At 67.8% G+C, this 21,019-nt stretch carries 21 protein-coding genes and 1 tRNA gene; 14 read left to right on the top strand and 8 right to left on the bottom strand.

Annotated elements, in window-relative coordinates:
* The first annotated feature begins 8 nt into the window (after window positions 1-8).
* The 8 genes from I5803_RS08690 to I5803_RS08655 all read left to right on the top strand — a co-directional run bounded on the left by I5803_RS08690 (window position 9) and on the right by I5803_RS08655 (window position 9,475).
* Window positions 9-2,978, top strand: coding sequence for a formate dehydrogenase subunit alpha (locus tag I5803_RS08690; protein WP_196985973.1), 2,970 nt, complete (start codon window positions 9-11; stop codon window positions 2,976-2,978).
* 12 nt (window positions 2,979-2,990) lie between these two features.
* Window positions 2,991-3,608: a formate dehydrogenase FDH3 subunit beta gene (gene fdh3B / locus I5803_RS08685; RefSeq protein ID WP_196985972.1), complete on the top strand. Its 618-nt coding sequence runs from the start codon at window positions 2,991-2,993 to the stop codon at window positions 3,606-3,608.
* Window positions 3,605-3,829, top strand: a complete 225-nt coding sequence (locus tag I5803_RS08680) for a hypothetical protein (protein ID WP_196985971.1) — start codon at window positions 3,605-3,607, stop codon at window positions 3,827-3,829. The genes fdh3B and I5803_RS08680 overlap by 4 nt, the downstream gene beginning before the upstream one ends.
* A gap of 11 nt (window positions 3,830-3,840) precedes the next feature.
* Entirely contained in the window at window positions 3,841-5,052 is a 1,212-nt protein-coding gene (locus I5803_RS08675) for a formate dehydrogenase subunit gamma (RefSeq protein WP_196985970.1), read from the top strand.
* 25 nt (window positions 5,053-5,077) lie between these two features.
* Complete coding sequence (locus I5803_RS08670) at window positions 5,078-5,590, top strand: hypothetical protein (RefSeq protein WP_196985969.1); 513 nt, start codon at window positions 5,078-5,080, stop codon at window positions 5,588-5,590.
* A 72-nt stretch (window positions 5,591-5,662) separates the two neighbouring features.
* On the top strand, window positions 5,663-6,505 hold the full coding sequence (locus I5803_RS08665; protein WP_196985968.1) for a formate dehydrogenase accessory sulfurtransferase FdhD: 843 nt from the start codon (window positions 5,663-5,665) through the stop codon (window positions 6,503-6,505).
* Window positions 6,506-6,529: 24 nt separating this feature from the next.
* Entirely contained in the window at window positions 6,530-9,049 is a 2,520-nt protein-coding gene (locus I5803_RS08660; protein WP_196985967.1) for an ABC transporter permease, read from the top strand.
* 21 nt (window positions 9,050-9,070) lie between these two features.
* Window positions 9,071-9,475 carry a group II truncated hemoglobin gene (locus I5803_RS08655; protein ID WP_196985966.1) on the top strand — a complete coding sequence of 135 codons (405 nt, stop codon included), beginning with the start codon at window positions 9,071-9,073 and terminating at the stop codon, window positions 9,473-9,475.
* On the opposite strand, the gene I5803_RS08650 is transcribed toward I5803_RS08655, so the two are convergent.
* Together I5803_RS08650 and radC are read right to left on the bottom strand one after the other, a co-directional pair.
* The gene (locus I5803_RS08650) at window positions 9,476-10,129 is read right to left on the bottom strand and encodes a Smr/MutS family protein (RefSeq protein WP_196985965.1); all 654 of its coding nucleotides are present in this window, start codon (window positions 10,127-10,129) and stop codon (window positions 9,476-9,478) included.
* A gap of 10 nt (window positions 10,130-10,139) precedes the next feature.
* The gene (gene radC, locus I5803_RS08645) at window positions 10,140-10,817 is read right to left on the bottom strand and encodes a RadC family protein (RefSeq protein ID WP_196985964.1); all 678 of its coding nucleotides are present in this window, start codon (window positions 10,815-10,817) and stop codon (window positions 10,140-10,142) included.
* A gap of 54 nt (window positions 10,818-10,871) precedes the next feature.
* Here radC and I5803_RS08640 point away from each other — a divergent pair, with 54 nt between their 5' ends.
* From I5803_RS08640 to I5803_RS08630, 3 genes are read left to right on the top strand one after another with little or no spacing between them, the layout of a single operon-like run.
* On the top strand, window positions 10,872-11,348 hold the full coding sequence (locus tag I5803_RS08640) for an FKBP-type peptidyl-prolyl cis-trans isomerase (RefSeq protein WP_196985963.1): 477 nt from the start codon (window positions 10,872-10,874) through the stop codon (window positions 11,346-11,348).
* Entirely contained in the window at window positions 11,345-12,295 is a 951-nt protein-coding gene (ispH, locus tag I5803_RS08635; RefSeq protein WP_196985962.1) for a 4-hydroxy-3-methylbut-2-enyl diphosphate reductase, read from the top strand. Before I5803_RS08640 ends, ispH begins: the two co-directional genes overlap by 4 nt.
* Window positions 12,292-13,230 (top strand): threonine/serine dehydratase, encoded by a 939-nt coding sequence (locus I5803_RS08630; RefSeq protein WP_196985961.1) that lies wholly within the window; start codon window positions 12,292-12,294, stop codon window positions 13,228-13,230. The genes ispH and I5803_RS08630 overlap by 4 nt, the downstream gene beginning before the upstream one ends.
* A 12-nt stretch (window positions 13,231-13,242) precedes the next feature.
* Here the strand turns inward: I5803_RS08630 and I5803_RS08625 are convergent, their stop codons facing one another.
* A complete protein-coding gene (locus I5803_RS08625) occupies window positions 13,243-13,662 on the bottom strand; it encodes a VOC family protein (RefSeq protein WP_196985960.1) in 420 nt (139 codons plus the stop codon).
* A 99-nt stretch (window positions 13,663-13,761) separates the two neighbouring features.
* Here I5803_RS08625 and serS point away from each other — a divergent pair, with 99 nt between their 5' ends.
* A complete protein-coding gene (serS, locus tag I5803_RS08620) occupies window positions 13,762-15,072 on the top strand; it encodes a serine--tRNA ligase (RefSeq protein WP_196985959.1) in 1,311 nt (436 codons plus the stop codon).
* A 42-nt stretch (window positions 15,073-15,114) separates the two neighbouring features.
* Window positions 15,115-15,205, top strand: a tRNA-Ser gene (locus tag I5803_RS08615).
* An 85-nt stretch (window positions 15,206-15,290) separates the two neighbouring features.
* On the opposite strand, the gene I5803_RS08610 is transcribed toward I5803_RS08615, so the two are convergent.
* The 5 genes from I5803_RS08610 to I5803_RS08590 form a co-directional block, all read right to left on the bottom strand.
* A complete protein-coding gene (locus I5803_RS08610; RefSeq protein ID WP_196985958.1) occupies window positions 15,291-16,535 on the bottom strand; it encodes an MFS transporter in 1,245 nt (414 codons plus the stop codon).
* A 66-nt stretch (window positions 16,536-16,601) separates the two neighbouring features.
* Window positions 16,602-17,420, bottom strand: coding sequence for an SDR family NAD(P)-dependent oxidoreductase (locus tag I5803_RS08605; protein WP_196985957.1), 819 nt, complete (start codon window positions 17,418-17,420; stop codon window positions 16,602-16,604).
* Window positions 17,417-18,289 (bottom strand): isocitrate lyase/PEP mutase family protein, encoded by an 873-nt coding sequence (locus tag I5803_RS08600; protein WP_196985956.1) that lies wholly within the window; start codon window positions 18,287-18,289, stop codon window positions 17,417-17,419. The genes I5803_RS08605 and I5803_RS08600 overlap by 4 nt, the downstream gene beginning before the upstream one ends.
* A 14-nt stretch (window positions 18,290-18,303) precedes the next feature.
* On the bottom strand, window positions 18,304-19,296 hold the full coding sequence (locus tag I5803_RS08595) for a Bug family tripartite tricarboxylate transporter substrate binding protein (protein WP_196985955.1): 993 nt from the start codon (window positions 19,294-19,296) through the stop codon (window positions 18,304-18,306).
* Window positions 19,297-19,403: 107 nt separating this feature from the next.
* Window positions 19,404-20,309: a LysR family transcriptional regulator gene (locus I5803_RS08590; RefSeq protein ID WP_196985954.1), complete on the bottom strand. Its 906-nt coding sequence runs from the start codon at window positions 20,307-20,309 to the stop codon at window positions 19,404-19,406.
* Window positions 20,310-20,411: 102 nt separating this feature from the next.
* Here I5803_RS08590 and I5803_RS08585 point away from each other — a divergent pair, with 102 nt between their 5' ends.
* Window positions 20,412-20,999, top strand: coding sequence for a cysteine hydrolase family protein (locus I5803_RS08585; protein WP_196985953.1), 588 nt, complete (start codon window positions 20,412-20,414; stop codon window positions 20,997-20,999).
* The last annotated feature ends 20 nt before the right edge of the window (window positions 21,000-21,019 follow it).

Here is a 21,019-nt window from a genome sequence, read left to right as displayed (position 1 = left end):
TCATGACCATGTTGCTGACCAAAAAAATGGGCGCCGCCGCCCCGGGCGCCCGCTCGCCGTTCCTGCACAGCCTGCACCGCGGCCTGTCCACGGCGCTTCCGACGATGGACCGGCGCGCGTTCCTGCGCCGCTCGGGGCTCGGCGTGGGCGTCGGCATCGCCGCGTCTTCGCTCACGCTCGTGAAGAAAGCCCGGGCGGCCGACGGCGCCGCCGTCGGCATCGGGCAGGGCAAGGTCGAGGTGAAGCGCACCGTCTGCAGCCACTGCTCGGTGGGCTGCGCGATCGACGCGGTGGTGGAAAACGGCGTGTGGGTGCGCCAGGAGCCGGTGTTCGACTCGCCGATCAACCTCGGCGCGCATTGCGCCAAGGGCGCGGCGATCCGCGAGCACGGCCACGGCGAGTTCCGCCTGCGCTACCCCATGAAGCTGGTCAACGGCAAGTACGAGCGCATCAGCTGGGACACGGCGCTCAATGAAATCAGCGCGAAGATCCTGGAGCTGCGCAAGGCGAGCGGCCCCGAGTCGGTGTACTGGGTCGGGTCCTCCAAGCACAGCAACGAGCAGGCGTACCTGATGCGCAAGTTCGTGAGCCTGTGGGGCAGCAACAACTGCGACCACCAGGCGCGCATCTGCCACTCCACCACCGTCGCGGGCGTCGCGAACACGTGGGGCTACGGCGCCATGACCAATTCGTACAACGACATGCAGAACAGCAAGTGCGCGTTGTACATCGGCTCCAACGCCGCCGAGGCCCACCCGGTGAGCATGCTGCACATGCTGCACTCCAAGGAAAACGGCTGCAAGATGATCGTGGTGGACCCGCGCTTCACGCGCACCGCCGCGAAGGCCGACGAGTACGTGCGCATCCGCTCCGGCTCCGACATCCCCTTCCTCTTCGGCCTGCTGTACCACATCTTCAAGAACGGCTGGGAAGACAAGAAGTACATCAACGACCGCGTCTACGGCATGGAAGAGGTCAAGGCCGACGTCATGGCGAAGTGGACGCCGGACAAGGTCGAGGAAGCCTGCGGCGTGCCCGAGGCGCAGATGTTCAAGGTCGCGCAGATGATGGCGATGAACCGCCCGTCCACGCTCGTGTGGTGCATGGGCCAGACGCAGCACACCATCGGCAACGCGATGGTGCGTGCCTCTTGCATCGTGCAGCTCGCGCTCGGCAACGTCGGCGTGTCCGGCGGCGGCGCGAACATCTTCCGCGGCCACGACAACGTGCAGGGCGCGACCGACATCGGCCCGAATCCCGACTCGCTGCCCGGCTACTACGGCATCGTCGAAGGCTCCTGGCGGCATTTCGCCAAGGCCTGGGGCGTCGACTACGACTGGATCAAGGGCCGCTTCGCCAACGTCGGCATGATGAGCAAGCCCGGCATCACGGTGTCGCGCTGGATCGACGGCGTCCTCGAGAAGAACGAACTCATCGACCAGGACCCGAACCTGCGCGGCGTCGTCTTCTGGGGCCATGCGCCGAACTCGCAGACGCGCGGCCTGGAGATGAAGCGGGCGATGGACAAGCTCGACCTGCTGGTGGTCGTCGACCCGTATCCCTCGGCCACCGCCGCCATGGCGGCGATGCCGGGCAAGCCGGAAGACCTGAACGCCAACCGCGCGGTATACCTGCTGCCGGCCGCCACGCAGTTCGAGACGAGCGGCTCCGTCACGGCGTCGAACCGCTCGATCCAGTGGCGCGAGAAGGTCATCGAGCCGCTGTGGGAGAGCCGCACCGACCACATGATCATGTACCAGCTCGCCGAAAAGCTCGGCTTCGGCAAGGAACTGGTCAAGAACTACAAGATGCAGAAGGTCAAGGGCATGGACGAGCCCTTGCCGGAGGACATCCTGCGCGAGGTGAACAAGTCCTGCTGGTCCATCGGCTACACGGGGCAGAGCCCGGAGCGGCTCAAGGCGCACATGCGCAACATGGCCAACTTCGACGTGAAGACGCTCAAGTCCAAGGGCGGCAAGGACCCGGTCACCGGCTACGACCTCACGGGCGATTACTTCGGCCTGCCGTGGCCGTGCTTCGGCACCCCGGAGCTCAAGCACCCCGGCTCGCCCAACCTGTACGACACCAGCAAGCACGTGATGGACGGCGGCGGCAACTTCCGCGCGAACTTCGGCGTGGAGCGCAACGGCGTCAACCTGCTGGCCGAAGACGGCTCCGCGTCCAAGGGCGCGGACATCCAGACGGGCTATCCCGAATTCGACCACGTGCTGGTCAAGAAGCTCGGCTGGTGGGAGGAACTCACCGACGTCGAGAAGGCGGCCGCGGAAGGCAAGAACTGGAAGACCGACAACTCCGGCGGCATCATCCGCGTCGTGATGAAGAACCATGGCTGCCATGTGTTCGGCAATGCGAAGGCGCGGGCCGTGGTGTGGAACTTCCCCGACGGCATCCCGCAACACCGCGAGCCGATCTACAGCACGCGCCCGGACCTGGTCGCCAAGTACCCGTCGCACGACGACAAGAAGGCGTTCTGGCGCCTGCCCACGCTCTACAAGTCGCTGCAGCAGAAGAACGTCACCGACAAGGTCGCTGAGAAATTCCCGCTCATCCTGACCTCGGGCCGCCTGACGGAATACGAGGGCGGCGGCGAGGAGACGCGATCCAACCCCTGGCTCGCCGAGTTGCAGCAGGAAGCCTTCATCGAGATCAACCCGAAGGCGGCGGCGGCGCGCGGCATCCGCAACGGCGAGCGCGTGTGGGTGAACACGCCCACCGGCGCGCGCCTCAACGTGCAGGCGATGCTCACCGAGCGCGTCGGCCCGGACACCTGCTGGATGCCGTTCCACTTCTCGGGCCGCTGGCAGGGCGCCGACATGCTCGCCTACTACCCCAACGGCGCGGCGCCGGTGGTGCGCGGCGAGGCCGTGAACACCGGCACGACCTACGGCTACGACAGCGTGACGATGATGCAAGAGACCAAGACCACGATCTGCAACGTTGAGCGCGCCACTGCGTAACGGAGAACGAATATGGCAAGAATGAAATTCGTCTGCGACTCGGAGCGCTGCATCGAGTGCAACGGTTGCGTCACCGCGTGCAAGAACGAGCACGAGATCCCGTGGGGCGTGAACCGCCGCCGGGTCGTCACGCTCAACGACGGCGTGCCGGGCGAGCGCTCGATCTCCGTCGCGTGCATGCACTGCTCGGACGCACCCTGCATGGCGGTGTGTCCCGTCAACTGCTTCTACCGCACCGACGAAGGCGTGGTGCTGCACGACAAGGATGTCTGCATCGGCTGCGGCTACTGCAGCTATGCGTGCCCCTTCGGCGCGCCGCAGTTCCCCTCCGCCGGCACCTTCGGCGTGCGCGGCAAGATGGACAAGTGCACCTTCTGCGCGGGCGGCCCCGAAGCCAACGGCTCGGAAGCCGAATTCCAGAAGTACGGCCGCAACCGGCTCGCCGAAGGCAAGCTGCCCGCCTGCGCCGAGATGTGCTCGACCAAGGCGCTGCTCGCGGGCGACGGCGACGTGGTGGCGGACATCTTCCGCAACCGCGTGGTCAAGCGCGGCAAGGGCGCCGAGGCCTGGGGCTGGGGCACCGCCTACGGATCGAAGCAGGCCGGCCAGCCCGGGGGAGCGAAGTCATGAAGCGCGTACTCATCGTCATCTGGACCTTCGCGCTGCTCGCCGCCTGCGGAGAGACGCCCCAGGCCCTCGACCACAGCCCGAAGCAGGACACGGCGGCCTTCCAGGGCACCGGCATGTCGTTCACCGCCGCCGGCTGGAAGCCGGGCGACAAGGCGAGCTGGGAGCAGCAGCTCAAGACGCGCGCCCAGAACGGGCAGAACGACTACACCAAGGTCAACTGAAGGGCTCATCGATGCTGCGTCACGTGCTGTCGATTCTTGCGCTGGCCGCCAGCGTGTCCGCGTTCGCCCAGGGCAAGCTGCAGGTCGAACCGCTCGCGCCGCCCGCGCAAGCCGCGTCCGCCGCGCAGCACGACGGCATCCAGGGGCAGAACATCTTCGAGGTCAAGCCGGAGGTGAAGCCCGACGCGAGCTCCGACGCCAATTACATGAAGCAGAGCAACGGCCAGCGCAACGCGGTGCAGCCCGGCAACAACGCGCCGATGTGGCGCGGGGCTGTGTCCGGCCAGGCGGGCTTCACCAACTACCCGCACAGCCAGGCGCCGGAAGCGGGCGTGCTGATCCAGGCGCCGGTGCAGTATCCCGGCTCGCGCTTCACGACCGCGGGCGAAGCGTGGCGGCAGGTGCGCAACAACTGGCTCATCCCCTACGGTGGCGCCCTGCTGCTGATCGTGCTCGGGGCGATCGCGCTCTACTACTTCGCCAAGGGGCCGATCGGCGTGCACGGCGTGGACGAAGGCCAGCACCGCATCGAGCGCTTCACGCCGTTCGAGCGTTCGGCGCACTGGGCCAACGCGATCGCCTTCAGCATCCTCGCGATCTCCGGCATCGTCATGGCTTTCGGCAAGTTCTTCATCCTGCCGGTGGTGGGCGGCGCGATCTTCGGGCCCTTCACCTGGCTGCTCAAGAGCCTGCACAACTTCGCGGGGCCCGTCTTCGCGGTGTCCCTCGTGATCATGTTCTTCACCTTCCTGCGCGACAACTTCCCCGGCCGCGGCGACCTGAACTGGCTGCTCAAGGGCGGCGGCCTCTTCGGCAGGAGCAAGGGCCACGAGCCGCCTTCGGGCCGCTTCAACGCGGGCGAGAAGATCGTCTTCTGGTTCGGCATGCTGGTCCTCGGATTCTTCGTCGTGTCCTCCGGGCTGGTGCTGGACAAGCTCATGCCCGGCATCGAATACGACCGCATGGGCATGCAGTACGCGCACATGATCCACAACACGGCGACCGTCCTCATGATGTGCGTGTTCATCGGCCACATCTACATCGGCACCATCGGCATGAAGGGCGCCTACACCGCGATGCGCCGCGGCTGGGTCGGCGACGAGTGGGCGAAGGAGCACCACGCCTACTGGTACGAGGACATCGCCGCAGGCAAGATCCCCGCGCAGCGCAGCCGCCCGACGGTGATGGCCGCGAACGACGCAGAAACCCCCCGCACGGCCTGAAGCGCCGCACAGGAGACCCCGACCCATGAAGAGACTCCTCGCCCCCGCCCTGCTGGCCGCCGTGTGCGGGCTCGTGCTGGCGAAAATCCCGCCGCCCGACCCGGCGACCAAGGCGAAGGCGGACGAGGCCGCCGCCAAGACCGCATGGCAGGGCAAGGTGGATGCCTACCTCACCTGCAAGGTGCAGGACAAGATCGCCGCGCAGTACCTGAAGTCCGCCGGCAAGCCGGCGCCCGCGGTGGCGGCGCCGGCGGCATCGAAGGCTGCGTCTGCCGCGGCACCGGCGGTGGCCAGGGCCGCGTCGGGCTCGGCCGGTGCGGCGTCGGCGTCGATGGCCGCCGCCTCGACGTCCGCGCCCTCGGGAACGCCGGTCGCCTTCGCGCCACCGCCCCCGTGCGCGGACCCGGGCCCGTTCGCCTACAACAAGCCCGAGGAAAAGCCCCTGGAAACCTCCGGCGCGCACTCGCCCGCGGGCAATGCCACCAGCCCGCCCAGCGTGAGGCAGGAGTCGGCGACGATGGCGCCCGCGAAGAAGTAACGCCGGGTCCCTCCCGGACGCGATCGAAGCCGGGCCGCGAGGTCCCGGCTTTTTTTCATGTAGCCTTGTCCCATGGCATTGCCCCATCTCACCGAAGCCCGGGCGCCGCTGACGCGCGAGGTCGAGACCGTCAACGAGCACGGCGAGCGCGCCACCACGTCCATCCCGGCCGAGCGGCCGCTCACGGTCTACGTCGACAAGCGCGAACTCGTGACGCTGATGACGCTCGGAGCGCGCCCGGAATGGCTGGTGCTCGGCTACCTGCGCAACCAGCGGCTGGTGACGTCCATCGAGGAGGTCGAATCCATCACCGTGGACTGGGATGTCGGCTCCGCCGCGGTGAAGACCCGGGAAGGCATCGCGCGCATCGAGGAGCGCACGGCGCAGCGCGTGGTCACCACGGGATGCGGGCAGGGCAGCATGTTCGGCGGCCTGATGGACGAGGTCGATGCGATCTCGCTGCCGGCCGCGCGCATCACGCAGGCGCAGCTCTACGGGCTGCTGGGCGCGATCCGTGCGCAGGAGAGCACGTACAAGTCCGCCGGGTCGGTGCACGGATGCGCGTTGTTCCGCGGCGCGCAGATGCTGCTGTTCGTGGAGGATGTCGGGCGGCACAACGCGATCGACACCATTGCCGGATGGATGTGGCTGCAGGAGCCGCAGGAGCCCGCGGGAGACAAGGTGTTCTACACGACAGGCCGCCTCACGAGCGAGATGATCATCAAGTCCGCGCAGATGGGCGTGCCGATCGTCGTCTCGCGCAGCGGCATCACGCAAATGGGCCTGGACATCGCGCAGCAGCTGGGCCTGTGCGCGATCGGCCGCGCGACCAACCGGCACTTCCTCTGCTTCACGGGCAGCGAGCGCCTGCAGCTGCAGCCGGAACTCGCCGCCCGACCGCTAACGGCGCCTTAAGTCTTCGACGCTAGCCTGCCGCTCATGACCCAATCCCCCTGGAAGCTCGGCTGGCGAACGCTCTGGCGAGACCTGCGCGCGGGCGAGCTGCGCCTGCTCATCGTCGCGGTGACGCTCGCCGTCGCCGCGCTGACCGCCGTGGGCTTTTTCGCCGACCGGCTGAAGGGCGGGCTCACGCGCGACGCGCGCCAGCTGCTCGGCGGCGACGCCGTCGTCTCCAGCGACAACCCCACGCCGCAGGCCTTCCTCGACCAGGCGAAGGCGCTCGGCCTGCAGGGACTCACCACACTCACGTTCCCGACGATGGCGCGCGCGCCCGATGCGCAGGGCGGCGGCATCAAGCTCGTGGCGTTGAAGGCCGTGCCCGCGGGTTATCCGCTGCGTGGCAACCTCGAAGTGGCCGCGCAACCCGACACTGCCGGCGCGAAGACGCGCGACGTGCCGGCGCGCGGCGAGGCCTGGCTCGATGCATCGCTGCTCGAAGCGCTGGAGCTCAAGCCCGGGGACCCGCTGCTGCTCGGCGACCTGAAGCTGCGTATCGGCAAACTGATCGTGACCGAGCCCGACCGCGGCGCGGGCTTCGCGGCTTTCGCGCCGCGCGTGATGATCAACGACGCCGACCTGCCCGCGAGCAAGCTGATCCAGCCGGCGAGCCGTGTGCTTTATCGCTTCGCCGTGACCGGCCCCGACGCGCGCGTCGCATCCTTCGTCACCTGGGCGCAAGCGCAGGCCAAACTGCCCTCCGTGCGCGGCGTGCGCGTGGAGTCGCTGGAAGGCGGCCGGCCCGAGATGCGCCAGACGCTGGACCGCGCCGAGAAATTTCTCAACCTCGTCGCGCTGCTCTCGGCGCTGTTGAGCGCCGTGGCGGTGGCGCTCGCGGCGCGCGGCTTCGCGGCGTCGCACCTCAACGACTGCGCGATGCTGCGCGTGCTGGGGCAGAGCCAGCGCACCATCGCGTGGAGCTACACGATCGAGTTCGCCCTCGTGGGCGCGTTCGCGAGTGCGCTGGGCGTCGCGATCGGCTACGCGGTGCACTTCGTGTTCCTCATGCTGCTGGCCGGACTCATCGGCGACGCGCTGCCCATGGCCAGCCTGTGGCCCGTCGCCTTCGGCATGGGCATGGGCCTCACGCTGCTCTTGGCCTTCGGGCTGCCGCCGGTGTTGCAGTTGGCGCAGGTGCCGCCGCTGCGCGTGATCCGGCGCGACCTCGGCAACCTGAAGCCCGCTTCCTTGTTGGTGCTGGGCGTCGGCGTCGCGGGCTTCGCGGCGCTGCTCATGGCGGCCAGCAGCGACTTGCTGCTCGGCGGCATCGCGGTGGGCGGGTTCGCGGGCGCTGCCATCCTGTTCGCGGGCCTGAGCTGGCTCGCGGTGAAGGTGCTGCGCTGGTCCGTCAACGAGGCGACGGCGCCGCGATGGCTGGTGCTGGCGACGCGGCAGATCTCCGCGCGGCCCGCCTACACGGTGGTGCAGGTGAGCGCGCTGGCCGTCGGACTGCTGGCGCTGGTGCTGCTCGTCCTGCTGCGCACCGACCTGATCGCGAGCTGGCGGCAGGCGACGCCACCCGACGCGCCGAATCGCTTCGTCATCAACGTGATGCCCGAACAGAGCGACGCGTTCCAGAAGGCGCTGACCGACGCGGGCGTGAAGCGCTTCGACTGGTTCCCCATGATCCGCGGCAGGCTCGTCGCGGTGAACGGCAAGACCGTCACCCCCGACGACTACGTGGAGGACCGCGCCAAGCGCCTCGTCGACCGCGAGTTCAACCTGTCCAACAGCGCGCAGCAACCGCCGCACAACGAAGTGGTCGCGGGCCGCTGGACGCCCGAAGAGCAGGGCGCCGCGAGCGTGGAGGAAGGCATCGCGAAAACATTGGGGCTCAAGCTCGGGGACACCGTGCGCTTCGACATCGGCGGCCTGCAGACGGAGACGAAGATCACTTCGCTGCGCAAGGTGGACTGGACGTCGATGCGCGCGAACTTCTTCGTGATGTATCCCGTGAGCCAGCTCAAGGACGTGCCCGTCACCTACATGGGCGCCTTCCGCGCGCCGGGCACCAAGGGCTTCGACAACCGGCTGGTGCGGGCCTTTCCCAACATCACCAACGTCGACATGACCAGCACGATCACGCAGGTGCAGGGCGTTCTGGACAAGGTGATCCGCGCGGTGGAATTCCTTTTCGGCTTCACGCTCGCGGCGGGCGTCGTGGTGCTATTTGCCGCGGTGACGGCCACGCGCGAAGAGCGCGCGCGCGAGTTCGCGGTGATGCGCGCGGTGGGCGCGAGCTCGGCGCTGCTGAGGCAGGTGCAGCGCGCGGAACTGGCGGGCGTGGGCCTGCTCGCGGGCTTCCTCGCGAGCGTCGTCGCCTCCATCGTGGGCTGGGGCCTGGCGCACTACGCGTTCGACTTCGAATGGACCGCGTCGCCGTGGGTGCCGCTCGCCGGCGCGCTCGCCGGTGCGTTGCTCGCCCTCGCCGCCGGGTGGTGGGGCCTGCGCGAGGTGCTCAACCGGCCGGTGGTGGAAACCTTGCGCCGCGCGGCGGAATAGGCCGCACGCGACAATCGGGCCATGCAGATCCAGGAAAAGCCCCCCGCCGGAACGCCCTTCGAGTGGATTGGCGGCGAAGAGAAGGTGCGCGCGCTCGTCGAGCGGTTCTACGACTTGATGGACCTCGAGCCCGCGTATGCCGTCCTGCGCGGGGTGCACGGCACGGAGCTCGCGAAGGCCCGCCAGCACCTCTTCTGGTTCCTGTGCGGCTGGCTGGGCGGGCCGCAGCACTACACGGAGAAGTTCGGCCATCCGCGGCTGCGCATGCGGCACATGCCTTTCAAGATCGGCATCAAGGAGCGTGACCAGTGGCTCGCGTGCATGGACCAGGCGATGGCGGAGACAGGTGTTCCTGAAGACTTGCGCGCGCGGCTGAAGGAGAGCTTCTTCGGCACCGCGGACTGGATGCGCAACACGCACGGCTGATTACAGCAGCGCGACCGGCGTGGCCGGCTTGAGCAGCACGACGACCGCCCCCGCCCCGCCTTCATCCCCACGCGCCTGTACGAAGGCCATCACCTCGTTCTTCTGGATCAGCCAGCTCTGAACCCGGCCTTTCAGGACAGGTGTCTTGCCGGGCGACCCCAGGCCTTTGCCATGGACGATCCGCACGCAGCGCCACCCGCGCTTCTGCGCGCCGCGCATGAACTCCGACAGGGCCTCGCGCGCTTCCTCTCGGCGCAAGCCATGCAGGTCGATCTCGCCCTGGATCGACCACTTGCCTTTGCGCAAATCGCGCGTCACGTCCGTGCCCACGCCCGGCCGCCGGAAGCTCAATGCGTCGTCCACGTCGAGCAGCGTGCTCGCGTCGAACTGGTCGCTGAGCGCCTCGTGCAGCACGCGCTGGTCGTCCAGTTGCTGCTGCACAGGGATCGGCGCGGGCGGGTCGGGTGCGAGGTTCGCGCGTTGGGGCGTGCGCATCGGCTTCACCGCACCGGCCGCGCGCACGAAGAGGTCGCGCTCGGCCTGCTCGCGCCGCTGCGCTTCGCGCCGCGCGGCTTCCTGCGCCGCCGCGAGGCGCTGCTGTTCGGCGAGCTTCTGCTGCATCGCCTGCAGGTCTTTCAGGGACTTCGCCTTCATGGAAGGTGCGTCAGAGCAGGCCCCGCTCCGCCATGGAGAACGCGTCGCCCTGCGCGACGATCACATGGTCGAGCACGCGGACGTCGACGAGCGCGAGCGCCGACTTGAGCGTCTGGGTGAGCGCCTCGTCGGCGCGTGAGGGACTCACTTCGCCGCTGGGATGGTTGTGGGCGAGCACGACGGAAGCCGCATGGTGATTGAGCGCCCGCTTGACGATCTCGCGCGGATAGACGCTGGTGTGGGTCAAGGTGCCCTGGAACAGCTCTTCCATGGCGATGAGCCGGTGCTGCGCATCCAGGAAGAGCACCGCGAAGACCTCGTGCTGCTTGCGCGCCAGGTGCAGCTGCAGGAATTGCTTGACTGCGCCGGGCGTGCCGAAGACTTCGCGCGCACCCAGCTGCTGGGCCAGCCCGCGACGGGCGAGTTCCAGCACCGCCATGAGCTCCGCCCGCTTGGCGGGGCCGCCCAGGCCCTTGATGCGCTTCAGGTCTTCCGCGGCGGTGTGTAGCAGCCCCGCAATGCCGCCGAAGGTGCTGAGCACCTCCTGCGCCATCTGGAGCACGCCGCGGCCCGCCGTGCCGGTGCGCAGCAGCAGGGCCAGCAGCTCGGTGTCGCTGAGGGCCGCGGCGCCGCGCATCAGCAGCTTTTGGCGCGGCTGGGCATCCGCCGGAAGGTCTTTGAGGTTCATGGGAGTCGCGCGGGCGGCGGCTTTCTACAATGGAGGCATCTTATCGGGACTTCCATGGCCTCCACCGCGACCCGCATCCATCCGGGTTCCTTCCTCACGCTGCACTACCGCCTCGCCGGTCCGGGCGGCGACATCATCAACACGTTCAAGGACAAGCCCGCGACCTTGACGCTGGGCACGGGCGAGCTGTCGCCCGCGGTCGAGCAGCGGCTCATCGGGCTGGAGGAGGGCGCGCACGAAATCTTCGACATCCCCGCGGGGCAGGCCTTCGGCGAGCGCAATCCGGAGATGGTGCAGTGGGTCGCGCGCAGGCTGCTCAACGAAATGGGCGACCCCGACGAGAAATACCAGGTCGGCGACGTCGTGCAGTTCCCCACGCCCGACGGCATGGGCCAGTACGCGGGCTCGGTGCAGAAGGTCGGGCAGGACGGCGACGGCGACGGCAAGGCGGACGCCGTGTTGTTCGACTTCAACCACCCGCTCGCGGGCCAGCCCGTGACCTTCGAAGTGCAGGTGATCGGGGTCCTATGAACGCGCTGGACAAGCCCGAGCACCTCGAGATCCTGCTGGCCGAGCCGCGCGGCTTCTGCGCCGGCGTGGACCGCGCGATCGAGATCGTCGAGCGCGCGCTGCAGAAATTCGGCGCGCCGATCTACGTGCGCCACGAGATCGTCCACAACACCTTCGTCGTGAACGACCTCAAGGCCAAGGGCGCGATCTTCATCGAGGACCTCGCCGAGGTGCCGCCCGGCGCCACGCTCGTCTTCTCCGCGCATGGCGTGAGCAAGGCGGTGCAGGCCGAGGCGCAGGCGCGCGGCTTCGACGTCTTCGACGCGACGTGCCCGCTCGTGACCAAGGTGCACGTGGAAGTCGCCAAGCTCGCGAAGGAGGGCTACGAGTTCATCATGATCGGCCACAAGGGGCACCCGGAAGTCGAGGGAACCATGGGCCAGCTCGAGCGCGGCATCCACCTGGTGGAAGACGTCGAGGACGTCGCGAGCGTGCAACCCGCCCAAACGGACAAGCTCGCGGTCGTCACGCAGACGACCCTGTCGGTGGACGACGCGGCCGAGATCGTCGCCGCGGTGCGCGCGCGCTTTCCCTCGATCCGCGAACCGAAGCAGCAGGACATCTGCTACGCCACGCAGAACCGCCAGGACGCGGTGAAGGTCATGTCGCCGCAGGTGGACCTGCTGATCGTCGTGGGCAGCCCCACGAGCTCCAACAGCAACCGGCTGGCGGAACTCGCGCGCAAGCTCGGCGTGGAAAGCTACATGGTGGACAACGCCGACGAGATGCGTCCCGAATGGCTGGAAGGCAAGTGGCGCGTCGGCCTCACGGCAGGCGCATCCGCGCCCGAGGTGCTGGTGAAGGAAGTGATCGACCGGATCAAGGCTCTGGGCGCCGTGTCCGTGCGCAGGATGGACGGCATCGAGGAGACCGTGAAGTTCCCGCTGCCCAAGGGACTGAAGCTGTGAACCGCGAGCAGGTCGAAGCCGCTGCGCGACGCTTCTCGCAGGCGCGCGTGCAGTTCCTGCTGCGCACGCCCTTGTGGAAACTGCCCGGCGCGATGTTCGGTGCGGAAGGCGCGCAGGTCTGGCTGAAGCTGGAGCAGTTCCAGGCGGGCGGCAGCTTCAAGGCGCGCGGCATGCTCAATCGCCTGCTGGCCAACGACATTCCCGCGAGCGGCGTGATCGTCGCGTCCGGCGGCAACGCCGGCATCGCGACTGCGGTTGCCGCCAAGGCGCTGGGCGTCCGCTGCGAGGTGTTCGTGCCCACGGTCAGCAGCCCCGCAAAGCAGGCGAAGTTGCGCGAATTGGGTGCACACCTGGTCGTGACGGGCGACGCTTATGCCGACGCGCTCGAGGCCTGCCTCGCACGCCAGCGCGAAACCGGCGCGCTGCTCACGCACGCCTACGACCAGCCCGAAGTGGTGGCCGGCGCGGGCACGCTGGCGAAGGAAATCGAAGAAGACGGCGGCCTGCCGGACAGCGTCTTGGTGTCGGTGGGTGGCGGCGGGCTGATCGCCGGCATTGCCTCGTGGTTCGAAGACCGCGCGCGCGTCGTCGCGCTGGAGCCCGAACTCGCGCCCACGCTGCACGCCTCTCGCGCGGCGGGTGAGCCCGTGGACGTGAAGGTGGCTGGCATCGCCGCGGATTCGCTGGGCGCAAAACGCATCGGCGCGATCGCCTGGGACGTGACCCAGCGCCATGTGCACGATGCGTTGCTACTGCCCGACGCGGCGATCCGCGATGCGCAGCTGTGGCTCTGGAAGACGATGAAGCTGGCCGTGGAGCCGGCGGCCGCGCTGCCCGTGGCGGCGCTGCAGACCGGCCTCTACAAGCCGCGCGCGGGCGAGACGGTCTGCCTCGTCATCTGCGGCGCGAACCTCGATCCGGCGACGCTCTCCTGAGCGCGCGGCGCTTCAGCCCTGCTGCGCCTCGCAGTTCACCATCCACGGCACGCCGAACTTGTCGTTGAGCATGCCGAAGCCCTCGGCCCAGAAGGTTTTCTGGAAGGGCATGGTGACTTGGCCGCCGGCCGCGAGCGCATCGAAGGTGCGCATGCCCTGCGCGGTGTCCGGCACGTTCACCGACACCGTGAAGCCCTTGTAGCCCTGGAAGGGCTGGCCGGGGCCGGCGTCGCTGCCCATGAGGATCTGCCCGTTCGCCTCGACGCGGCCGTGCATCACGCGGTTCTTGAATTCGGCGGGCATCTTGCCGTCGTCCATGGGGGAGCCGCCGAAGCGGTGGAATTCGCCGATGGTGCCGCCCAGGGCTTGCGCGTAGAACTTCAGCGCCTCCTCGCAGCGGCCGTCGAAGGTGAGGTAAATGTTGAGGTCCATGCTGTGCTCCTTGGTGGGTCGAACCGTGAAAGGGTGTCCATGCTAGCGCTTCAGCCCGGCAGGACATGGCAGGAGTCCCCGCCCCGATAAAATCGCCCGATGCTCGATATCAACCACCTCCGCAAAGACCTGCCCTCGGTCGTCGCGCGCCTGGAGACGCGCAAGAAGCCGCAGGCCTTCCTGGACGTCGCCGCCTTCACCGCGCTCGAAGCCGAACGCAAGGCGATCCAGACCCGCACGGAGGAACTGCAGGCGCAGCGCAACCAGCTCTCCAAGCAGATCGGCCAGCTCAAAAGCAAGGGCGAATCCGCCGACGCCGCCATGGCGCAGGTCGCGGCGCTCAAGGACGAGCTGGAGTCGTCCGCCAAGCGGCTGGACGCGATCCAGCCGGAGATGCAGGCGCTACTGCTGGCCGTGCCGAACCTCCCGCACGAGAGCGTGCCCGTGGGCGCGGGCGAAGCCGATAACCAGCAGGTGCGCCAGTGGGGAACGCCCCGGTCCTTCGACTTCCCCGTGAAAGACCACGTCGACATCGGCGCCAAGCTGGGGCTGGACTTCGAGCTGGGCGTGAAGCTCAGCGGTTCGCGCTTCACCGTGATGAAGGGCCCGATCGCCCGTCTGCATCGCGCGCTTGCGCAGTTCATGATCGACGTGCAGACCACCGAGCACGGCTACACGGAGTGCTACACGCCGTACATCGTGAACGAGGCCACGCTGCGCGGCACGGGTCAGCTGCCCAAGTTCGAGGAAGACCTTTTCGCCGTCACCAAGGGCGGGCAGGAGGGCTTCGATTCCGGGGAGCAGCAGGCGCTCTACCTGATCCCAACGAGCGAGGTGTCGCTGACCAACTTCGTGCGCGACGAGATCCTCGCGGCCGACGCGCTGCCGATGAAGCTCACCGCGCACACGCCGTGCTTCCGCTCCGAGGCGGGCAGCGCCGGCCGCGACACGCGCGGCATGATCCGCCAGCACCAGTTCGACAAGGTCGAGATGGTGCAGATCGTACATCCGGACACGAGCTACGAAGCGCTGGAGCAGATGGCCGGCCACGCCGAAGCCATCCTGCAGAAGCTGGGCCTGCCGTATCGCGTGATGCTGCTGTGCACCGGCGACATGGGCTTCGGCGCCGCGAAAACGTACGACCTGGAGGTGTGGCTGCCCGCGCAGGGAACCTACCGCGAGATCAGCTCGGTGTCCAACTGCGAGGCCTTCCAGGCCCGGCGGCTGCAGGCGCGGTTCAAGAACGCGCAGGGCAAGAACGAGCTCGTCCATACGCTCAACGGCTCGGGCCTGGCGGTGGGTCGGACGCTCGTGGCTGTGCTGGAAAATTGCCAGAACGCGGACGGGTCGGTGACCGTCCCCGAGGCGCTGCGGCCCTACATGGGCGGGCTGGAAACGATCCGCCCGTGATCGGTTAGAATTTCGGGCTTCGCACCACGCGAACCGAATTCAGGAGCGGTGGCAGAGTGGTCGAATGCGCCGGACTCGAAATCCGGTGTACGGTTATGCCGTACCGTGGGTTCGAATCCCACCTGCTCCGCCAAAGACCAAGCCCCGTTGCTATTCAAACGATAGCGCGGGGTTTTTGCTTTATCGCGATGCGGTCACAGGCATGGCGTGGCGGCGCGTCAGCCCTTCGCCGGCCGTGCCATCAAGGTGAACCCCCTTCGCGGCAGCTGCAGCGCCACGACGGCAGCTGCCATCAACAATGCGCCGGCGGCACCGAAGGCAACCCAGTGCGTGCCGAAGTGCTCGAAGCCCCAGCCCCCGAGCCACGAGCTGAGCATGCCGCCCAGCTGGTGTCCGACGTACGCCGTGCCGTAAAGGACGCCCACGAGCCGCACGCCGTACACGTCGGCCAGGATGGCCGACGAGAGCGCGATACTGCCTGCCCACACGAGCCCGCCGATCGTCGCGGTGAGGTAGAGCTCCCAGTGCGCGCCGACGGCGACGAGCGCGAAGAAGCCGAGGCCGCGCACGAAGTAGATCGCGGCAAGGATGTGCCGGCGAGGCAGGCGGTCGGCGAATCGCCCGAGCACAAGTGTGCCGCCGATCGCAACGAAGCCGATCACGCCGATGCCCATCGAACTCGTGAACGCATCGAAGCCATGGTCCATCAGCATCGGCATCCCGTGCGTGCCCAGCAGGTTCATGCTGAAGCCGCAGCAGAACAGGCCGAAGAAGATCTTCCAGAAGGGGGCCGTGGACATCGCCTGGCGCAGCGTCAGGCTTTCCGGCCGGCCGCCGGGACGGGCGCGCAGCGCGGCGAAATCCTCGGCACTGAGGTCCGTTTGCGCGGGCGCGGCCTCGTGGATCACGAACACTGCGGCAGGCAGCGTGAAGAGCGTGAATACCGCGGCGAAACCCGCCAGGGTCGACCGCCAGCCGACGTGCTCGATGGCGAAGCTGAGCAGGGGTGTCATCGCCGCCATGCCCGCCATCGACCCGGTGGAGAGAAAGAAGAGGGCCATGCCGCGCCGCTGTGTGAACCAACGGCTGATGACTGGAGTCAACGCCACCGGGCTGGTGAAAGCGAGCCCGATGGACAGAAGCAACCCGAACGCCACCAGGAAGGCGGCAGCGTTCGTCGTTGCGATGGTCCACAACACCGCAACGATGACGAGCGCGTTGCCCGCCAGCAGCACGGGCCGCGTGCCGAAGCGCGCGATCAACGCACCGGCCAGCGGCATCGCCAGGCCATAGGCCAGCATGCCGACGGCGACGATGCTCGCCAGGAGGCTGCGGCTGAATCCGAGGTCGTGCGCCATCGGCAGGAAGAAAGGGCCGAAACTCAGGCGCATACCCGACGACAACAGTGTCAGGAACGCGGCCGCGGCGACGATGTTCCAACCGAAGTACCAGCGTGCGTGCATCACGCATCCTAAATGGATTGGGCCGCCGCCGGGGAGCGGCGGCCGGCCATGCCGTGGCGACCCCGGTTAGGCGGGATTGCCACGCGACCGCTGCACGGCAGCGATATCGATGCCGGGGATCATTGCCGCCATGGCGAAGCCGCCATCCACCGGGAGCACCGCGCCGGTGATGAACTTCGCCGCATCGGACGCGAGGAACACCGCCGCGTTGGCGACGTCTTCGACACGGCCGATCACGCCGAGCGGCGTGCGGCGGCGGCGCTCTTCCCAGCCTTTCTCGTCGAGCGTCCGGCGCGACATCTCGGTCGGGATGGCGCTCGGTGCGATCGAATTCACGCGAATGCCGTCGTGCCCGAGCTCCACGGCCAGCCCGCGCGTGATGGCATCTGCGCCGCCCTTGAGCGCGGCGTACGCGCTGCTGTAGCCGACACCCGCCAGCCCCACGACCGACGAGATATTGAGGATGACGCCGTGCTTCCTGTCGCGCATCTGCGGAACGACCCGCTGGCACATCAGCAGCACCCCCTTGAGTCCCACGGCGAGCATGCGATCGATCGTGGCCGCATCGACCTCCTCGATGGGGCCATAGCGCGCGAACATCGCGCTGTTGACGAGGACCGAGACGTACCCGAACTTCCTCGACGCCGCGTCGACACAGCCGAGCACACTCTGCGGGTCGGTGACGTCCAGCGCCAGGCCCAGCGCCCTGCCGCCATTGCCCTCGATCCTCGCGGCGAGCGCGAGCGATCCGGCTTCGTTGATGTCGGCGATCACCACGGCAGCGCCGGCGCGGGCGTAGGCGAGCGCCATTGCTTCCCCGAGGCCCTGGGCCCCGCCCGTGATGAGGACGACTTCCTTCGCGAGGTTCAAGGCTGTCCCCGTCATGTGGCATACCCCTTCGCGAGTTCGTCGAGGCCCGGTTTTCCGACGAGGCGCTGCCGCTCGGCGAAACCGACGACGAGTCCGCCCTTCTCCTCGATGAGGCCGTCCTTTTTCAGGGCACCCAACGCCCTTTGCATGCCGAGCACGGCGCCTTGCAACGCGGTATTCGCATACAGCACGAGGCTGTAGCCCATCTCGCCGAAGGCCCGTACCGGCATGGCCGGCGTCTTGCCGCCAACCACGATGTTGATCAGCAAGGGCTTGGTGAATGCCTTTGCGACCGCGGTGATCTCGTCCATCGTGGTCATGGCCTCGACGAACAGGATGTCAGCGCCGGCTTCGGCATAGCGATGCGCGCGCTCGATGGCGGCCTCGAAGCCCTCCACGCCGCGCGCATCGGTACGGCCGATGACCAGGAAGTCGGGATCCTCGCGCGCGTCGACGGCTGCCTTGATCTTGGATGCCATCTCCGCAGCGGAAATGACCGCCTTGCCGTCGAAGTGGCCGCATTTCTTCGGGAAGGCCTGGTCTTCCATCTGGATCGCGTCGGCGCCGCTGCGCTCGAGCACCTTCACGGTGTGGCGGACGTTCATCGCGTTGCCGAAGCCCGTGTCGGCGTCCACCACCAGCGGCAGCGCGACGACGTCGCGGATGCGCGCCGTGTGGTCCGCGATCTCGTTCAAGCCGGCATAGCTGAAGTCGGGCAAGCCCAGAGCCATGTTCGTCACGCCCGCGCCGGTGAGGTAGACGGCCTCGAAGCCGATGTCCTCGATGACGCGCGCGCTCATCGCGTTGAACGCGCCGGCCAGCAAAGTGCCCCTGCGGGTTTCCACGGTGCGCCGGAATGCGGCGCGGCGTTCTGCGTGGGTCATGCGAGCGATGGTCCTCACTCGAGCCGGATCCTGGCGGCCTTGATCACGGTGCCCCAGCGCGTGCCTTCGGTTTCGATGAACTTCTGGTACTGCGGCGCGGTCATCGCGGGATGCGCGTCCACGCCGAGCTTGCGCAGGGCCTCGGGAAATTCGTTCCCGCGCAGGAGGGCGTTGATCTCTTCGTTGACCTTCTGCACCACTTCCGGCGGCGTCTTCGCGGGCGCGACCACGCCAAACCAGTTGGCCACGTCGATCTTGTAGCCTTGCTCGGAGAGCGTGGGCACGTCCTTCAGCAGGGCGAAGCGGCTTCCGGTGGTGACTGCGAGCACTTTCACCTTGCCGTCCCTGGACAACTGGTCTGCGCGCGCGGCGGGCATGACCATCAGGTCGACCTGGCTGCCGAGCAGCGCGGTGACGGCCGGCGCTTCACCCTGGAAAGGCACGTGGAGCACGTCGATGCCGGCCTGGCCCTTGATCATCTCCAGGATGATCTGCGACGTGCTGCCGATACCCCAGCTCGCGCTGGTCAGCTTGCCGGGCGAGGCTTTGGCCAGCGCCACGGCCTCCTTCATGTTCGATGCCTTGATGTCGGCGCGGGCGGTCACCGTGAACGGGTTGATCGCATAGGGCGCGATCGCGACGAAATCCTTGATGGGGTCGTACGGGACGGAAGCGAACACGGTCGGATTGATCGCGTGCGTCTCGGCACTCGCCAGGAAGAACGTGTAGCCGTCCGGCGGCGACTTCGCGGCGAGCTCCGCGCCGATGCGGCCGTTGGCGCCGGCGCGGTTGTCCACGACCACGTTCTGCTTGAGGCGATCGCCCAGGTGCTGCGCGAGCAGCCGCGCGGAAGCGTCGGTCACCCCGCCTGCGGGCCACGGCACGATCAGCTTGATGGGCCGATTGGGGTAGGCCTGGGCCATCGCGGGAGCGGCGGCAAAAGTGCCGAAGGCCGCGGCGGCCAAGGCAAGGACGGCTCGGCGCCCGAAGGCGTGGATGGTTCTCATGGATGTCTCCTGTGGGGATGCGCTTGTGCACGGACTTTCGGCCAAGCGTCCTTTCCCTTCAAGAGGCCGTTGCTGAATTCACAGTTGCGTGGAGCGAGATAATCGATTCATGCCGGCCCGTCGTGCGGGGCAACACAGCGCTCCTCCAGGAAATCCACGAAGAAGCGCACCTTCGGCGCGAGCTGCCGGCGGCTGGGGTAGACGACCCACAGATCCGGATCCACGGACTTGAGGCCCGGCAGCACCTGCACGAGCCTGCCCGAGCGCACATCGTCCTCCAGGATGAACAGGGGGCCGCGGCCGATGCCCACGCCCTCGAGCGCGGCGAGGCGCAGCGTGTTTGCATCGTTGGACCGCACGGTGCCCTGCACCGGTACGCGCAACTCGGGCTCGTCTCCACCCCAAAAGCGCCACTCCACCTGTTCCCCCGAATGCGCATAGACCAGGCAGTTGTGGCCGGACAGGTCGAGGTAGCTGCGCGGAGTGCCGTGCTTCTCGAGGTAGGCGGGCGATGCATAAAGGATGCGGTGGAGCACGAGCAGCGACCGCACGACCAGCGAATGTCCCGAGGGGCGCTCGATCTGCAGCGCCAGGTCGTAACCCTCCTCCACGAGATCGACGTTTCGCTCCGTCAGGTTGACCTGCACCGAAATCTTCGGGTAGCGCTTGAGGAACTCCGGCAACACCGGTGCGATGCGCTTCATCCAGAAGAGGGTTGTGGAGCTGATGCGCAGCAGCCCCTGCGGGTTCCTGCGGCCCACCTGCACGAGCTGCGTGAGGTCCTCCACCTCGCCGAGGATGCGGTGGAAGCGCTCCAGGCAGAGCTGCCCTGTCTCGGTCAGCCGCACCTTGCGCGTCGTGCGCTGCAGCAGCCTCTCGCCCAGCGTCTCTTCCAGGTATGCAATGTGGCGCGACACCGCGGCAGCGGAGAGGTCGAGCCGGTCCGCAGCGCGCGCGAAACTGCCTAGTTCGGCGACCGTCACGAAACTTCGCGCGCAATCGAGCAGGTTCATTCTTGCGTGGAAGGTAAGACTAAGTTGCGGCCCGCCATCTTACTGCGTGGGCCTGCCGCACCTATAGTCGCCGCCAGCCCGCAACAAGAAGAGACCCACCCGATGAAAAAAGAGATCCTCCTCGTCCTCGACATGCAGAACGACCTCGTCCATGTGGACGGACCCAACGGAAAGTCGCCGCTCGGAGCGCAGGTGCGCGAGCGTGCCATCCTCGACAAGACCGCATCGGCGATCGGGAAAGCGCGCGCCGCGGGCATTCGGGTCGGTTATGTGCGCGTGGGCTTTTCGCCGGACTACAAGGAGTGCCCGGCCGCCTCGCCGGTGTTCGGCGGCGCGCCCAAGGCAGGCCTCTTCAAGCTGGGCACCTGGGGGACGGAGATCCATCCGCAACTGAGCCCGCTGGACGACGACGTGCAGGTCGTCAAGCATCGCGTCAGCCCTTTCTACGGGACCGACCTCGAATTGCAGCTCAGGACCCTCGGCATCGGCCGCATCTACTGCTGCGGCGTGTCCACGCAGGCCGTGGTCCAGGCGACGGTGCGCGATGGTCACGACCGCGACTACGACATGGTCGTGCTGGAAGACTGCTGCGCCGCGCATTCCCCCGAAGAGCAGGCGAATTCGATGGGCAGCATCGCGCGTTTTTGCCGCGTCACGACCAGCGACGCGGTCCGGTTCGGCTCGGACTGAGCGTCCGGCCACAACATCCC

Source organism: Caenimonas aquaedulcis (assembly GCF_015831345.1).
In the GTDB taxonomy this organism is placed as follows: Bacteria; Pseudomonadota; Gammaproteobacteria; order Burkholderiales; family Burkholderiaceae_C; genus Ramlibacter; species Ramlibacter aquaedulcis.
This window is presented reverse-complemented; position numbering and strand designations above follow the sequence as displayed.